At 63.7% G+C, this 14,237-nt stretch carries 16 protein-coding genes and 1 pseudogene; all 17 read left to right on the top strand.

Annotation, left to right across the window (positions count from 1 at the left end; translation table 11 throughout):
- Positions 1–15: 15 nt before the first annotated feature.
- Positions 16–1,410: an amidase gene (locus C664_RS02325; protein WP_004252811.1), complete on the top strand. Its 1,395-nt coding sequence runs from the start codon at positions 16–18 to the stop codon at positions 1,408–1,410.
- 45 nt (positions 1,411–1,455) lie between these two features.
- Positions 1,456–2,454 (top strand): TRAP transporter substrate-binding protein, encoded by a 999-nt coding sequence (locus C664_RS02320; protein ID WP_004252808.1) that lies wholly within the window; start codon positions 1,456–1,458, stop codon positions 2,452–2,454.
- Between the two features lie 24 nt (positions 2,455–2,478).
- The gene (locus C664_RS02315; protein ID WP_004252807.1) at positions 2,479–2,988 is read left to right on the top strand and encodes a TRAP transporter small permease; all 510 of its coding nucleotides are present in this window, start codon (positions 2,479–2,481) and stop codon (positions 2,986–2,988) included.
- Positions 2,989–3,001: 13 nt separating this feature from the next.
- Positions 3,002–4,276: a TRAP transporter large permease gene (locus tag C664_RS02310; protein ID WP_004252805.1), complete on the top strand. Its 1,275-nt coding sequence runs from the start codon at positions 3,002–3,004 to the stop codon at positions 4,274–4,276.
- Positions 4,277–4,281: 5 nt separating this feature from the next.
- On the top strand, positions 4,282–5,274 hold the full coding sequence (locus tag C664_RS02305; RefSeq protein WP_004252801.1) for an asparaginase: 993 nt from the start codon (positions 4,282–4,284) through the stop codon (positions 5,272–5,274).
- Positions 5,275–5,294: 20 nt separating this feature from the next.
- Entirely contained in the window at positions 5,295–6,380 is a 1,086-nt protein-coding gene (locus C664_RS02300; protein WP_004252799.1) for a tartrate dehydrogenase, read from the top strand.
- Positions 6,381–6,442: 62 nt separating this feature from the next.
- On the top strand, positions 6,443–7,672 hold the full coding sequence (locus C664_RS02295; RefSeq protein WP_004252798.1) for a M20 family metallo-hydrolase: 1,230 nt from the start codon (positions 6,443–6,445) through the stop codon (positions 7,670–7,672).
- Positions 7,673–8,042: 370 nt separating this feature from the next.
- Complete coding sequence (locus tag C664_RS02290) at positions 8,043–9,524, top strand: tyrosine-type recombinase/integrase (RefSeq protein ID WP_004252796.1); 1,482 nt, start codon at positions 8,043–8,045, stop codon at positions 9,522–9,524.
- 49 nt (positions 9,525–9,573) lie between these two features.
- Positions 9,574–9,915, top strand: coding sequence for a type II toxin-antitoxin system RelE/ParE family toxin (locus C664_RS02285; RefSeq protein WP_004252794.1), 342 nt, complete (start codon positions 9,574–9,576; stop codon positions 9,913–9,915).
- Positions 9,912–10,202: a helix-turn-helix domain-containing protein gene (locus C664_RS02280; protein WP_004252792.1), complete on the top strand. Its 291-nt coding sequence runs from the start codon at positions 9,912–9,914 to the stop codon at positions 10,200–10,202. Before C664_RS02285 ends, C664_RS02280 begins: the two co-directional genes overlap by 4 nt.
- A gap of 99 nt (positions 10,203–10,301) precedes the next feature.
- Positions 10,302–11,174, top strand: coding sequence for a hypothetical protein (locus C664_RS02275; protein WP_038010713.1), 873 nt, complete (start codon positions 10,302–10,304; stop codon positions 11,172–11,174).
- A gap of 77 nt (positions 11,175–11,251) precedes the next feature.
- Positions 11,252–11,455, top strand: coding sequence for a hypothetical protein (locus C664_RS02270; RefSeq protein ID WP_004252790.1), 204 nt, complete (start codon positions 11,252–11,254; stop codon positions 11,453–11,455).
- Positions 11,452–11,637, top strand: coding sequence for a hypothetical protein (locus C664_RS02265; RefSeq protein WP_004252788.1), 186 nt, complete (start codon positions 11,452–11,454; stop codon positions 11,635–11,637). Before C664_RS02270 ends, C664_RS02265 begins: the two co-directional genes overlap by 4 nt.
- The gene (locus tag C664_RS02260; protein ID WP_004252786.1) at positions 11,634–11,951 is read left to right on the top strand and encodes a helix-turn-helix domain-containing protein; all 318 of its coding nucleotides are present in this window, start codon (positions 11,634–11,636) and stop codon (positions 11,949–11,951) included. The genes C664_RS02265 and C664_RS02260 overlap by 4 nt, the downstream gene beginning before the upstream one ends.
- Positions 11,948–12,532, top strand: a complete 585-nt coding sequence (locus C664_RS20585; protein WP_038010711.1) for a hypothetical protein — start codon at positions 11,948–11,950, stop codon at positions 12,530–12,532. The genes C664_RS02260 and C664_RS20585 overlap by 4 nt, the downstream gene beginning before the upstream one ends.
- Positions 12,529–14,055, top strand: a complete 1,527-nt coding sequence (locus C664_RS02250; RefSeq protein WP_004252781.1) for a DEAD/DEAH box helicase — start codon at positions 12,529–12,531, stop codon at positions 14,053–14,055. Before C664_RS20585 ends, C664_RS02250 begins: the two co-directional genes overlap by 4 nt.
- A pseudogene (locus C664_RS21140) lies at positions 14,048–14,236 on the top strand (primase-helicase zinc-binding domain-containing protein); the annotation flags it as partial. The gene C664_RS02250 and the pseudogene C664_RS21140, both read left to right, overlap by 8 nt.
- Position 14,237: the final 1 nt, after the last annotated feature.

Genomic DNA, 14,237 nt, shown 5'->3' with positions numbered 1-14,237 from the left:
TTACGGGGGTCACCGTTGGACACAAGCTACCTGCCCTTGGCCGAGCATGCGCGCCGGCTGCGCCATCGCGAGCAGACAGCGGTCGAACTCATCGAACACTGCACGCGGAACTTCCTGCGTACCGAGAATCGCCTGAACGCTTACAAGACCTGGGATGGTGACCGTGCCCGCAAGCTCGCCGAGGCAAGCGATGCCCTGTTTGCCCAGGGCGTGGATCTCGGCCCGCTGATGGGGATCCCGGTTTCGGTGAAGGACCTCTACGGCGTACCGGGCCTGCCGGTATTCGCCGGCAGCGCCGAGCAGTTGCCTGAGGCATGGCAGGCCGCTGGGCCGGTGATCTCCAGCCTGCAAAGGCAGTTGGGCATCGTCGTCGGCAAGACGCATACGGTCGAGTTCGCGTTCGGGGGCATCGGCGTCAACGCCCACTGGGGCACGCCGTTCAACCCCTGGTCCGCGTCGGAACATCGCGCCCCCGGCGGCTCGAGCTCGGGCGCAGGCGTCTCCCTGGTCCAGGGAAGCGCCCTGCTCGCGCTGGGCACGGATACGGCCGGGTCCGTGCGCGTGCCTGCGTCAATGACCGGACAGGTCGGACTGAAGACAACCTACGGCCGCTGGTCGCTCGATGGCATCGTGCCCTTGTCGTCCTCGCTGGATACGCCGGGCCTGCTTGCACGTACGGTCGAGGACCTTGCCTTCGCCTTCTCGGCCATCGACGACAGGGGCCTAAGGGTGGCGAGCCCGGGTACGCCCCGTCCGCTCGACGGTCTGCGCATCGGGGTGCCTGACAACTTCTTCTGGCACGACATCGATTCCAGCATCGGTGCGCTCGTCGAGTCGACGATCGAACGCCTGGCGCAAGCAGGTGCGCGGATTGTCCGGCTCCAGTTGTCGCATTGCGATGAAGCGTACGAGATCTTCCGGCAAGGCGGTCTGGCCGCGCCCGAACTGGCCGCGTACCTGAATGAACATTTCCCTCACAAGATCGACCGGCTCGATCCCGTGGTGCGCGCCCGGGTCCAGGGGGCCGACGGCATCTCCTCGGTCGAGTACCTGCGCCGCAAGGCCGTGCTCAAACGCTGCGCTGCGGGCGCCACGCGCATCTATGACGAGGTGGATGTCCTGCTCTCCCCGACCGTTCCGATCAGTCCGCCGCGCCTGACCGACATCGCCGAGGTCTCGGCCTACGGCCCCGCGAACATGATGGCCTTGCGCAATACGGTCATCAGCAACCTCTTCGGCTGGTGCGCGCTGACCCTGCCCGTGGGCCTGGACGCCAGCCGCATGCCGGTTGGACTTCAGCTGATGGGACCGCCAATGGCCGAAGATCGCCTGATCGGCATCGCACTGAACATCGAGTCCCTGATCGGCAGGGGTTTCGACGTACTCGGCCGCGCCCCCGCGCTGGCCTGATTTTTCCTGCGTTTCAACCAACCCTCGCAGAGGGAGGAGATTCATATGACACCCAAGAAGAGCTGGAAGAAGATCGCTGTCGCGTCCGTGATGGCTGCCCTGTTCTCTGGCGCAGTGCAGGCCGCCGAGTTCAAGTTCACCTTCGCGCACGTGCTGGTCGAGAGCACGCCCAACGCAAAGGCCGCGGTGAAGTTCAAGGAAGAGGTCGAGAAGAACTCCAACGGTCGCATCGAGATCAACATCCGGCCGGCCGCCCAGCTCGGCGGCGACGTGGAGATCATCGAACAGACCCAGATGGGCCTGGTTCACATCGCGATTCCGCCGACCGGCAACCTCGCCAACTTCGAGCCGAAGATGTACCTCTTCGACCTGCCCTTCCTGATGCCCGACAACGACGCGATGAAGCGCGTCCTCGACGGCGAAGTGGGTCGCGAACTGCTGGACACGCTCGACAAGAGCAACCTCTACGGCGTGAACTTCTGGGGCGCGGGCTTCCGCCACATGACGAACAACGTCCGTCCGATCACGCAGCCGGATGACCTCAAGAACATCAAGATGCGGACCCTGCAGGCGCCTGCAATCCTCGCCACCTATCGTGCCTACGGCGCCAACCCGACGGCGATGGCCTTCACCGAGGTGTACAACGGCCTGCAGCAGGGCGTCGTCGAGGGTCAGGAGAACCCGTTCGCGAACATCTATTCGATGCGCTTCCACGAGGTCCAGAAGCATCTGACGCTGACCCGTCACGCCTATCACACCTATGCAGCGGTGATGAACAAGGCCGCCTGGAACTCGCTGCCCGATGATCTGAAGAAGGTCGTGCGCGACGCCTTCGATGTGGGCCGCGACTATGCGCGCCAGATCACCGACGCGGAGGATGCCCGCATCGTCGCCGAGATCAAGGACAAGATCGACATTCGTGAGCTGACGCCTGAAGGCCGCGCCGCCTTTGTCGAGAAGTCCAAGCCGATCTACAAGGAGTTCGAGGCGCGCGTCACGCCCGCGCTGCTCCAGAAGGCCATGAAGGCGGCAGCCGGCAGCTAATCGCAGCTCTGATCGGGGACGGCAATGATTCACGCGCTCAACAAAATCGTCGACTGGGTCGAGAACATCATGGTGGTCATCCTGATGCTCGTGGCCACGGTCGTTGCCATCGTGCAGGTCGTGGCACGTTACGTATTCAACAATTCCCTTTACTGGTCCGAAGAGCTCATCCTGTACTCGCTGATCACGATGAGCTTCCTCGCCGCCAGCATGGGAGTCCGGTACGCAGCGCACATCTCGGTGGAAATGTTGTACGCCTTTGCCGGTCCCCGACTGACCCGCGTTCTCAAGTACGTGGCGACCCTCCTCGGCTTCGCCTTTGCCGCCACGCTGGTCTATTACGGCGGACGACTCTTCATCAATACGTCCAACATGGGCCAGCTCTCGCCAGCGATGCAGGTCCCCGTGGCGTACATCTACCTGACGATTCCGGTGGCCGGCGCCTTCATGCTGGTTCGCTATCTCCTGATCTTTCAGACCCTGGTGGCCGGCAAGGACTACAAGCCCCTCGCGACCACCATGAGCGCGACCTGAGGAAAGGCACGCAATGATCTCCGCTCTGGTCCCCATCTTCTTCAGCCTGCTGCTTTTCGGCCTGCCGATCTTCGCAGCGCTCGCACTCGCGGTCACGGCCGCGCTGCACTTCTTCGGCGGTGTCGATCCGCTGGTCGTACCGATGCGGATGTTCTCGGGGATGAACAACTTCTCCCTGATGTCGATTCCGTTCTTCATCCTCGCGGCCGAACTGATGCGCATCGGCGGGCTGTCCGACCGGCTCATCGAACTGGCAAAGGCACTCATCGGCTGGCTGCCAGGTGGTCTGGCGGCTGCGACCGTGCTCGCTTGCCTGTTCTTCGGGTCGATCTCCGGCTCGAGTCCTGCGACCGTCATCGCGATCGGCACCATCATGTATCCGGCCATGGTGGCGGCCGGCTACAACAAGTACTTCTCCATCGGCCTGATCGCGACGGCGGGCACGCTCGGGCCGATCGTTCCGCCCAGCATCGCGCTCATCATCTATGGGTCGGTGACCGGCACGTCGGTTGGCAAGCTCTTTGCCGGCGGTCTCCTGCCCGCATTGGTCATCGGCGGCTTGCTCATCGCGTACACCACCTTCTACGCCATCCGGCACAAGTACCCGCGTGACCCTTTCCCGTCACTGGGACAGATCGGCCTCGCGTTCAAGCGCTCCGCGTGGGGCCTCGGCTTGCCGGTCATCCTGCTCGGCGGGATCTACAGCGGCGTCTTCACGCCCACCGAGTCGGCGGCAACGGCATGCCTGTACGGCTGGTTCGTCGGCGCGGTGGTGTATCGCAACATCAGCTTCCGCGCACTCCTCGAGACCCTGCGAAACACGGGACTGCTGTCGGGCACCCTGTTGCTGATCACGGCGGGCGCCTCCGCATTCTCGTGGATCCTGGCCAGCACGGGCACGCCGACCCAGATCGCCTCGGAGGTCCTGTCGAGCACGGACTCCCCGATCCTGATCATGCTGCTCTTCAACGTGATCATGCTGATCGCCGGCTGCTTCCTAGATAGCGCTTCGGCAATCATCATCCTCGCGCCGTTGATGCAGCCCATCGCCGCCCAGGTCGGCGTCGATGCGGTCCACTTCGGCATCATCACGCTGGTGAACCTGTCGGTGGGCATGCTGACGCCGCCGGTGGGGCTGAACCTCTTCGTTGCGATGGGGGTGGCGAAGATGACCCTTTACGAGATCTTCCGCGCGGCGCTGCCCACGATCTGCCTCATGTTGGTGGCTCTGCTGCTGATCACCTACGTTCCCGCAATCAGCATGCTGCTGCCCAACGCACTCTATTGATCTCCATGAAACGCATCTTCCTGCTTTCCACTGGGGGCACGATCGCGAGCGCGCCCGGCCAGGACGGCCGCGACGTGTCCGGGGCACTGCCGGGCGAGGCGCTGGTTCAGGCGCTGGCACTGGGCGAGGACATCCGGCTCGAAGTCGAGTCGGTACTCCAAAAGCCAAGCAATGCCATCGACGCCACCGACTGGGTGACGATTGCCCGGCGGTGCGAGGCCCTGATTGCGGGCGGTCTGGCCGACGGAATCGTGATTACACACGGCACGGACACGCTCGAGGACACAGCCTATTTTCTCGAGTGTGTGCTGGACACCGCGAGGGTGCCAGTCGTCGTCACCGGGTCGCAGCGCGTGCCACATGCCTTGGGCAGTGACGCACATGCCAATCTGAAACGCGCGATAGACGCTGCCGCATCGGCGCATTCGATCGGCATGGGTGTGATGATCGCGTTCAACGAGTCGCTCTACAGCGCCAGTTTCGTACGCAAGGTGAGCAGCTTCCGCCTCGACGGCTTCGATGCGCCGGGACTGGGCTGCCTGGGCTTCATCGACAACGGCGAGGTCCAGATCCTGCAGCGGCCGATGCGCCAGCAACGCCTGATGCTGCGCGCGCCCCTGCCGCGGGTCGACATCCTGCCCGTGTATGCGGGGGCCTCGGCCGCGTTCCTCGAGGCCGTGCTCGAGAGCGGACCGGCCGGCCTCGTCATCGATGGCGTCGGGCGCGGTCATGTGCCGCCCAGCTGGATGCCGGCACTGCGTTCGGCGATGGACCAGGGCCTTGCCACCCTCGTCTGCAGTTCCACCCTTCATGGCGCGACCCACCAGAGCTACCAGTTTCCCGGCTCCCTGCACGAGCTGGAAGAGGCCGGTGCCGTCGGCGTGCGTCACCTGACGGCACGCAAGGCACGCATCCGCCTGGCCCTGCTTCTGGCCAACGGGGCAAATACCCCGCAGGCAATCCGAACCGCCTTCGACTGGCAGCAAGACCGCTGCTGAAGCCTTTCACGAGGAAAATCATGTCTGCATCGAGAATCGCCGTTATCCCGGGTGACGGAATCGGCAAGGAAGTCATGCCCGAAGCCCTGCGCGCGCTCAACGCGCTCGGTGAGCGCCATGGCCTGTCGCTTGAATACGAACACTTTGACTGGGCCTGCGCCGAGTACTACCGCGAACATGGCGACATGCTGCCGCCGGACTGGTTCGAGCGCCTGAAGGGCTTCGATGCGATCCTCTTTGGCGCGGTGGGCTGGCCCGAGGTCGTGCCCGACCACATCTCGCTGTGGGGATCGCTGCTGAAGTTCCGCCGTGAATTCGACCAGTACATCAACCTGCGGCCCGTCCGGCTGATGCCCGGCGTACCCTGCCCGCTCGCCGGCAAGAAGCCGGGCGACATCGATTTCCTCGTCGTGCGTGAGAACACCGAGGGGGAATACACCAATCTCGGCGGCAGGATCTTCGGTGGCACCGAGCGCGAGATCGTGCTCCAGGAGGCCGTGTTCTCGCGCCACGGCGTCGACCGCGTACTCGACTACGCCTTCAAGCTCGCGGCCCGACGCGAGCGCAAGCACCTGACCTCGGCTACCAAGTCGAACGGCATCGCAATCAGCATGCCGTACTGGGACGAGCGTCTCGAAGTGGCTGCCGCCGGCTTCCCCGAGGTCCGCTGGGACAAGTATCACATCGACATACTCACGGCCCGCTTCGTCCTTTCGCCCGAGCGCTTCGACGTCGTGGTCGCCTCCAACCTCTTCGGCGACATCCTCTCCGACCTCGGCCCCGCCTGCGCGGGCACCATCGGCATCGCTCCATCGGCGAACCTGAACCCCGAGCGCCGCTTCCCCTCGCTGTTCGAGCCCGTTCATGGCTCCGCACCCGACATCTACGGCCGCAACATCGCGAACCCCGTAGGCATGATCTGGTCGGCTGCACTGATGCTCGAATTCCTCGGTGAGCGTCAGCCCGCATGCCTTGCGGCCGCGCAGGAGCTTGTCAGCGCCATCGAGCACGTGCTCGAGCACGGCCCGCGCACACCGGACCTCGGCGGCTCGGCGGACACGACGGAGATGGGCAAGGCCGTCACCGCCGCACTGAACCGGATCTGAGGCGTATCGCGATGCATGCGGCAAACCCCCGTCCTTCGCTCAGCGAAGAAGCAAGACAGGCCATGGCCCAGGTGGACGGCAGCCGGCTCATCGGCTTGCAGCGCACGCTGGCAAGCTTCGGCGGCCGTGAGGATGGCGGCGTTGCGCGCGAAGCCCTGACCGCCACCGAGCGCGAGGCCAGGCGCTGGCTCATCCAGCAAGTATCAGGTCCCCGGTACAGCTGGCACGTCGATGCGGCGGCAAACCTTTTCCTGCGCCGCGCCGGCACCGATGACAGCCTGCCGCCCGTGATGACGGGCAGCCACATCGACACCCAACCGGTCGGCGGCTGGCTTGACGGAGCCTACGGAGTCATCGCGGGGCTCGAAGCCTTGCTCGCACTCGACTCGGCGGGTATCGACACACGGCATCCGATCGAGCTGGCGATCTGGACCAACGAAGAGGGTTCCCGCTTCAGTCCAGGGGCGATGGGCTCGAGTGCCTTCGCAGAACCCGCGTCCCTCGCAGCCTTTCTGGGCAGCACCGATGCCAGCGGAGTGCGCTTCGAGACGGAGCGCGATGCCACCGTGGCGGCGACACCCGAAGCCTTGAACGTGCCGCTTGGCCGTCCGGTCCGGGCCTACCTGGAAGCGCACATCGAACAGGGGCCCATCCTGGAGGCGTCTGGCTGCAAACTGGGGATCGTCACCGGGATCCAGGGCGTGCGTTGGTTCGAGATCACCGTGTGCGGCAGCAGCGCGCATGCGGGCACCACCCCGCTCGACGATCGCCGCGACGCCCTGATGACCGCGGCAAGGATGGTCGCCCGCATCGGCGATAGTGCTGCCTCCCTCGAAGACCCAGCCCTCCGCGTCACCGTGGGCCGCTTCGACGCAGCCCCGGGCGCCATCAACACGGTTGCTGACCGCGTCACGTTCACGATCGATCTGCGACACCCCGAAGAAGCGCGCCTCGCTGCATTCGAACACCACATCCGCGAGATCGTGGCCCAAGGCACCGGCAGGTGTACCGCTGAAGTCCGTCGCCTCATGCAGCGGACTCCGACCGTTTTTGCTGACGAAGTCGTTTCGATCGTCGAGGCCGCCGTCGCGACCTCTGGCGAACCCTCCTGCCGGCTGGTGTCGGGTGCGTTCCATGATGCGATGCATCTGGCAGATGTGTGCCCGACGGGGATGCTGTTCGTTCCCAGCCACAGGGGGATCAGTCATAACGCGGCCGAGAACACCGACGAGACGGATCTGATCGCAGGCGCACGCATTCTCGCGGCCGCCCTGACCGAGCTAGCCTGCTAGATTGACGGAAACGCCGGGCGCGCCGGCGACTTAATCCAGTGCATCGCTCGCGTACCCGGACCGCCCGGACCTGCTTACAGGATTAATACACGGTGCCAGAAAGCAAAAACGCCAACCCCGAAGGGTTGGCGTTTTTGCTTGACTCTTTGGTGCCGGCAATAGGAATCGAACCCACGACCTTCTGATTACAAATCACATTTTCCGTCAATCTACATCACCTCAGCTCAACGTCGATAAATCCACAAACCACTGAAAACATGTTGTTTTTGTGTGTCAGATGGTTGATTGATGTTGAACAGCATGGATAGAATCCGCTTACAAAAGGCTTACATGGACTCCCTTGTAAGCGCGCATGACGGAGAGCTAGACCATGCCCCGCGACAAACTGACCGCCGGCCGAATCCGCGATTTCACGTGCCCGACCGACAAGGCGCAGGTCTTCCTGTGGGACACCGAAGCCCCCGGCCTTGCCGTGCGCGCTACGCCGGGAAGCACGACCCGAGACGACAGCAAGGGGAAGGCGTACATCTTCCAAAGCAAGCTACACGACAAGGACTTGCGGGTGACCATCGGGGATGTAAGGGTGTGGCCTCTTGATGACGTGGTCGACAAACAAACCAGGGCGGTGACGCAACGCGGCGCGCGCACTGAGGCTCGCCGCCTCCAAACCCTGATTGACCAGCGCATTGACCCGCGCGAGCTTGTCCGAGAGCGAGAGGCGGCGAGAAAGGCTGCGAAGGAGGCTGAGCAGGCCGAGAAAGAGGCCAAGCGCGCCGCCGCAGAAGCCGCCAAGGCCGAAGCCGACAAACAGGCCCGCTACACCCTGCGCGCCCTGTGCGATGCCTATGTGGCCCGTCTGGAAAAGACCGGCAAAGCAAAGTCCGCTGCCTCGACCCGCTCCGCCTTCAAGTGCCATGTGTTCCCACATGCGGAGATTGCTGACACGCCCGCTCGCGCCGTGACCTCGCACCAGATCGCCGCGCTGGTGCGCAAGGTGCGCGAGGCCGGCAAGGAACGCGCCGCCGGAGTCCTGCGTAGCTACCTGAGCGCTGCATTCAACACTGCAAAGCGCGCCCCCTTCGATTCCGCCCTTCCTGCTGACCTGATTCCTTTCGGCATCGAACACAACCCGGTCGACGTCATCCCGGCAATTGCGGTGCAGCGAGGCGAGCGCACGCTATCCGCTGGCGAACTGCGCGCCTACATCGGGCACCTGCTACGCATCGGGCACGAGACCGGCCCCGAACTTGCCGACGTGGCCTTGCTGCTGGCGCTGTACGCGGGTGGGCAACGCATGGCGCAACTGCTGCGCGCCAAGGTGAGCGACTTCGACCAAGACACGGCAACCCTTCGCCTGTGGGATGGCAAGGGTAAGCGCACGCAACCGCGCGAACACCTGTTGCCGCTGGCACCGCAAGCCGCCGCGATGGTGTCCGCCCTTGTGAAACGCGCCAAGACCCAAGAGCAGGCCCGAGCCAAGGAAGCCGGCCGCGCGCCCGACATGGCCGGCCTGTGGCTTTTCTCGACGCATGGCCGCGTTGCAATGAACCCCGAGACCGTGAGCAACCGTGCCGCCGAAGTCTGCGCCAGCATGCGAGGCGAGCCCTTCACCCTGCGCGACATTCGCCGCACCGTGGAAACCATGCTAGCCGGCCTGGGCATCAGCAAGGACACCCGCGCACAACTGCTATCCCACGGCATCAGCGGAGTGCAGGCCGCGCACTACGACCGGCACGCATACACCGACGAAAAGCGCGCCGCACTGGTTGCGTGGGAGGCAAGGCTGGAGGCCATCCGCCAAGCCGAGCGCACGCCCTCGAACGTGGTCCGCCTCGGGCAGCGCGCCGCCTGAGCAACGGCATGCAGTAGGCTGAACTGTTCCATTGGATTACACTCCAACCATGCAAACCGTTGCAGAACTGCCTGAGTACATCCGCGCCGCCGACAAGCTCATGAGCGCGGACGAACGACAGGACATCATCCGCTACCTCGCCGAGCACCCGAAAGAGGGTGACGTTATGGAGGGCACGGGAGGCGTGCGCAAGCTGCGATGGCGGCGCGGTGGGCAAGGCAAGAGCGGTGGCGTGCGCGTCATCTACTACTTCCACAGCGAGGAAGTGCCGCTATACCTGCTGACGCTTTTCGCCAAGGGCGACCGCGCGAACCTGACCAAGGCCGAACGAAACGAACTTGCCGACCTGACTGACCTACTCGTCAGGGCATGGAGGAACAGAAGGACATGAGCACAGCATTCGAGAGCATCAAGCGTGGCCTGCAAGAGGCCATCGAGCACGCCGAAGGGCGACCCGCACCAGGCACCCGCATTCACCGCCCCCGCCCGGTGGACGTGAAGGCACTGCGCGCCAAGGTGGGCATGACGCAAGAGCAGTTCGCTGCACGCTTCGGATTCTCGACGGCGACCCTTCGCCACTGGGAGCGAGGCGACCGCACGCCGCACGGCCCCGCACTGGTGCTGCTCAATGTCATTGAGCGCAACCCCGCCGCCGTCATCGAAGCCCTGAGCGCCTGACCGAGCAATGCCGTCCCTACCTCGACGGAGGGAAAAGCCGGACACCATCGCCGGCTTGGGGCGGCACCCTTTCCCGATGGTGCGCACGATGGAGCGCAAATGGAACTCAAGGATGGTGCGGTTCGGATCGATGACGCCGCTGAATGGTTGTCGCAGAAGACCGGGAAACGCGTCACGCCCGATGACCTGCTGGCTGTGGGCGAGCAATTGCCCATTTGCGCGTTGATACCCAGATCTCTGGCGAACCCCAAGTTCTCAGGGGCAGTGCAGCGCGCTATCTTGGCGAAGGCCGTTGATGTCGAGATGGATGCTAAGGCAGCGCGAAAAGGCCCCCTTACTCCGAGGGAAATTGCGGAGGCCGCAAAAAGGGGCCTTAGCGGAGGCATAGCCACCCGCCTAGAGATAGAAAAAACTATCCAGGAGGAAGGGATATATCTGCTGTCGAGGCGAGACCTGCATTTGCTGGCTAGGCATGGAGTGCAAAGGTTGAATCGAGGCACGCCCTTTCTGAGTCTCATCGCTAACCGAGGCTTCCAGCCCGGTCTTGCAGAAGCGATTGAGTTCGGCACGCCGGTTGACGTGAAATCATCCATGCTTTGCGTCCTGAAAGGCTACCTCGTCAAGTACGCCAAAGGCATTGTAGCGCAGCAACCTGCGGCCTTCGCGCCAGCGCTTGCCCTAGCGCAGAAGGCTCAGCCAACGACCGATGAGCACCAGGAAGAAGTCGTAGCCGCGCCAGCCGACACCGTGCTGCCCAAGCGTGACATTCTCGGTAGGCTGGCCTTGCGCTTTCCAGAGCTTGAGAGCGCATGGAAGCGCCAAGACAAATGGATTATGGACGCCAGGGTGAAGCACGGTCGCTATCGCCTTGAGGAAATCGAAGCGGGCTGTCGTCGGATGTGGCCGAAGGATGCGCCACCTCGCCACGAGGGCAGGCTAACTGCTTACGGGCAGCTTAGCGCCATCGGCTGAATTACACACTTTTACCCCGGTTTTCCACATTTTTCCCATTTCGTTGAACTGCATCCCATGCCGCGTAAGCGGAATGATTGGAGTTCATCGAAATGGGTATCTCGACTGAAGAACTGGCGCGCGATCTGCGCCTTAAGCCGCAAAGCCTGCGCGCCGCCCTGTGCCGTGACGGACATTACTTCGGCCTGCGCCCGCGCAAACTTCCGAACGGCCGCCTTCTCTGGCCCGCTGATGCACTACAGCGCCTGACCTCGCCACGCAACGTGGAGGTGGCGCAATGAGCATCGTTATCTACCAGCACCCCGACGGGCAAGGCTGCATCGAGTTCGATGGCGGCAGTCTCATCGCTGCGAACGATCTGGACGCCACTGTCACGCGCATTCTGATCGGCCCGGACGGTCTCCGCGACCTCGCCTATCGCCTGGGCGCTCTCGCCGACGTAATCGACGGGAGGCCCGAATGATCGACCAAAAGAAAAAGGGCACAGCCCCTTTCGAAGCCGCACCCCACAACGCTCCCCAAGATTCTAGCACCGCCACCGACGCCCAGCGTCGTCGCATCGTCGAAATGCTGCGCCATGGCCGGAAAACTACACTCGACTTCCGGCGCGCCGGAATCATGCAGTCGCAGACTCGCATCTTCGAGCTGCGCAATCGGCTGGGCTATGACATTCCGACTGTCGGCCGGGTCACAGTCGCTGACGACCAAGGCTATCTGCACTATGGCGTTGCGGTCTATGAGTTGGTCGCTGAGCCTGCCCTTGAGGGTGCAGCATGAGCACGCAGAATCGCACCCCTCCCGCGTATCAGGAGTATGCCGCTGCGATGATGAGCAGGATTGAATACCGGACTCTGACGCTGCCGCAGCGCGGATTGTTGTACTCGATGCGCTTAGAGTGCTGGGTCAATCAGTTCCTCCCCGAGTCGCCCAACGTGCTCGCGCGCATCCTCGGATTCGATGCGAGCGAAGTCGCCGCAGAAATCCCATATGTCATGCAATTCTTCGCCTGCGAAAACGGGCGCATTTTTGCACCTGACTTGGAAGCTTACCGCGAGCATCTCGACGAACGTCACAAGCGCCAATCCGATGCAGCGAAGGCTACAAACGAAAAACGTTGGGGCCGCAAACCCCGCGCCGTTGCTGGGGATTCAACCGATATCGGTAAGCGAGTCGGTAGGCGAAACGATGGGCGAGTCGGTGAGCGTATCGCTTTCGGGTCGCTCCTTAGTACAGTACAACCCAGCCTAGCCCAGCCAAGGAATGGGGGTGTTACTGAGTCTGGAGATACAGAGGTAGTTGGTAGGGAGTGGTCTGACTTCACGGACTTCACCCACGACCCTGAGGGGGGCGACGAATGAGCGCCGTCACCCTGCGTCCCTACCAGTCCGCCGCCCTCGACAAGCTCCGCGCCGCCCTGGCTCGGGGACGCCGGCGCGTGATGCTGTACAGCCCGACCGGCAGCGGCAAGACCGAAACCGCATTCGGGATGATTCACGGCGCACTCGCAAAAGGCGTCCGCGTGGCGTTCATCGCCAATCGCAAGGAGTTGGTGCATCAGGCATCGCGCCGCCTGACGCGCTCGGGCATTGCCCACGGCATCCTGCAAGCGGACAACACGCGGAGCCTCGACGCGCGGGTGCTGGTGTGCTCAATCGACACCGTGCATATGCGCGGCCTGCCCGACGACATCGGCCTCATCATCATCGACGAGGCGCACGCGGTCGCCGGATCAAAGAAGTACCGCGAACTGCTATTCAAGCTGAACCGTGTCCCTGCTATCGGCCTGAGCGCCACCCCGTTCAGTCCTGGCTTGGGCAAGCACTATGCTGAACTGCGCGGCGCACTGTTTCAGGAACTTGTGACGGCCGCCACCATCCGCGAGCTTATCGACCTGGGCTATCTGGTCGACTGCGATGTGTTCGCCCCGGCAGAGCCCGACCTGACCGGCGTGCGCACGCAGCGCGGCATGGGTGGCGAACTCGACTACAACGAGCGCCAGCTAGCGGAGGCGGTTGATAAGCCGGCCTTGGTGGGCAACATCGTTTCGCACTGGATGAAGCACGCGGCTGGAAAGCCGACCGTGGTGTTCGCGACGAATATCGCCCACTCGCAGCACATCGTTACCGAGTTCGAGCGCGCTGGAGTTACAGCCGCGCACATCGACTATCACCACACCGACGACGAGCGCGCCGCCATCCTCGACGGGTTCAACCAGGGCCGCTACACGGTGCTGTCGAACTCCGCCCTTCTGGCTGAAGGATGGGACGCGCCGCACGCGGAGTGCATGATTCTCGCGCGACCGACGAAGAGCCTGATTCGCTTCATTCAGATGGCCGGCCGCGTACTGCGCCCGCATCCCGGCAAAGGGCGCGCGCTGATTCTCGACCACTCGGGGACGGTCCTGCGTCTGGGCTTTCCGACCGATGACCTGCCGCTGGAACTCGACGACGGCAAGGCCAACACATCGAGCACCAGGACTCAGGAACGCAAAGCGAGCGAGCCGAAGCCCTGCCCGTCGTGCAAGTACGTACGGCCTGCCGGCGTGCATGTCTGCCCGTCGTGCGGATTCGCACCGGCTCGCCGGTCTGATGTTGAGGTCGCAGAAGGCGAGTTGCGCAAGCTGGACCGCAAGACGAAGAAGCCCGCAACGCCCGACCGCAAGCAGCACGTCTATTCGCAGTTGCTTCAGGTGGCTCGCAACAAGGGCTATTCGTCCGGCTGGGTGTCGCACAAGTACCGCGCGATGTTCGACGTGTGGCCGCGCAACATGCGCGATGTGCCGGCCACACCATCGGCTGAACTGCTGTCCTGGCTGAAGTCGCAGCAGATTCGATTCGCCAAGGCCCGCGAGAAGCAGCAGGAGGGCCGCGCGCATGGGTGAAAGGCTAGATGTGCGCGAGGTCGCGCAAGGCCGCTGGCGGTCGATTCTGACAGTCCTGGGCATTGATGAGCGCGCCCTATCCGGGAGGCACGGCCCCTGCCCGATGTGCGGGGGCAAGGATCGCTTCAGGTTCGACGACCGAGAAGGCCGGGGAACGTACTTTTGCAGCGGGTGCGGTGCTG

The sequence above is a fragment of the Thauera sp. 63 genome, from assembly GCF_000310165.2.
Taxonomy (GTDB): domain Bacteria; phylum Pseudomonadota; class Gammaproteobacteria; order Burkholderiales; family Rhodocyclaceae; genus Thauera; species Thauera humireducens.
The sequence above is the reverse complement of the archived record's forward strand: the minus strand, read 5'-3'. Positions and strand labels throughout refer to the sequence as shown.

Coding starts and splice junctions, on each gene's coding strand:
- C664_RS02320 (WP_004252808.1), top strand. CDS start 1,456: ATGACACCCAAGAAGAGCTGGAAGAAGATCGCTGTCGCGTCCGTGATG.
- C664_RS02315 (WP_004252807.1), top strand. CDS start 2,479: ATGATTCACGCGCTCAACAAAATCGTCGACTGGGTCGAGAACATCATG.
- C664_RS02310 (WP_004252805.1), top strand. CDS start 3,002: ATGATCTCCGCTCTGGTCCCCATCTTCTTCAGCCTGCTGCTTTTCGGC.
- C664_RS02305 (WP_004252801.1), top strand. CDS start 4,282: ATGAAACGCATCTTCCTGCTTTCCACTGGGGGCACGATCGCGAGCGCG.
- C664_RS02300 (WP_004252799.1), top strand. CDS start 5,295: ATGTCTGCATCGAGAATCGCCGTTATCCCGGGTGACGGAATCGGCAAG.
- C664_RS02295 (WP_004252798.1), top strand. CDS start 6,443: ATGGCCCAGGTGGACGGCAGCCGGCTCATCGGCTTGCAGCGCACGCTG.
- C664_RS02290 (WP_004252796.1), top strand. CDS start 8,043: ATGCCCCGCGACAAACTGACCGCCGGCCGAATCCGCGATTTCACGTGC.
- C664_RS02285 (WP_004252794.1), top strand. CDS start 9,574: ATGCAAACCGTTGCAGAACTGCCTGAGTACATCCGCGCCGCCGACAAG.
- C664_RS02280 (WP_004252792.1), top strand. CDS start 9,912: ATGAGCACAGCATTCGAGAGCATCAAGCGTGGCCTGCAAGAGGCCATC.
- C664_RS02275 (WP_038010713.1), top strand. CDS start 10,302: ATGGAACTCAAGGATGGTGCGGTTCGGATCGATGACGCCGCTGAATGG.
- C664_RS02265 (WP_004252788.1), top strand. CDS start 11,452: ATGAGCATCGTTATCTACCAGCACCCCGACGGGCAAGGCTGCATCGAG.
- C664_RS02260 (WP_004252786.1), top strand. CDS start 11,634: ATGATCGACCAAAAGAAAAAGGGCACAGCCCCTTTCGAAGCCGCACCC.
- C664_RS20585 (WP_038010711.1), top strand. CDS start 11,948: ATGAGCACGCAGAATCGCACCCCTCCCGCGTATCAGGAGTATGCCGCT.
- C664_RS02250 (WP_004252781.1), top strand. CDS start 12,529: ATGAGCGCCGTCACCCTGCGTCCCTACCAGTCCGCCGCCCTCGACAAG.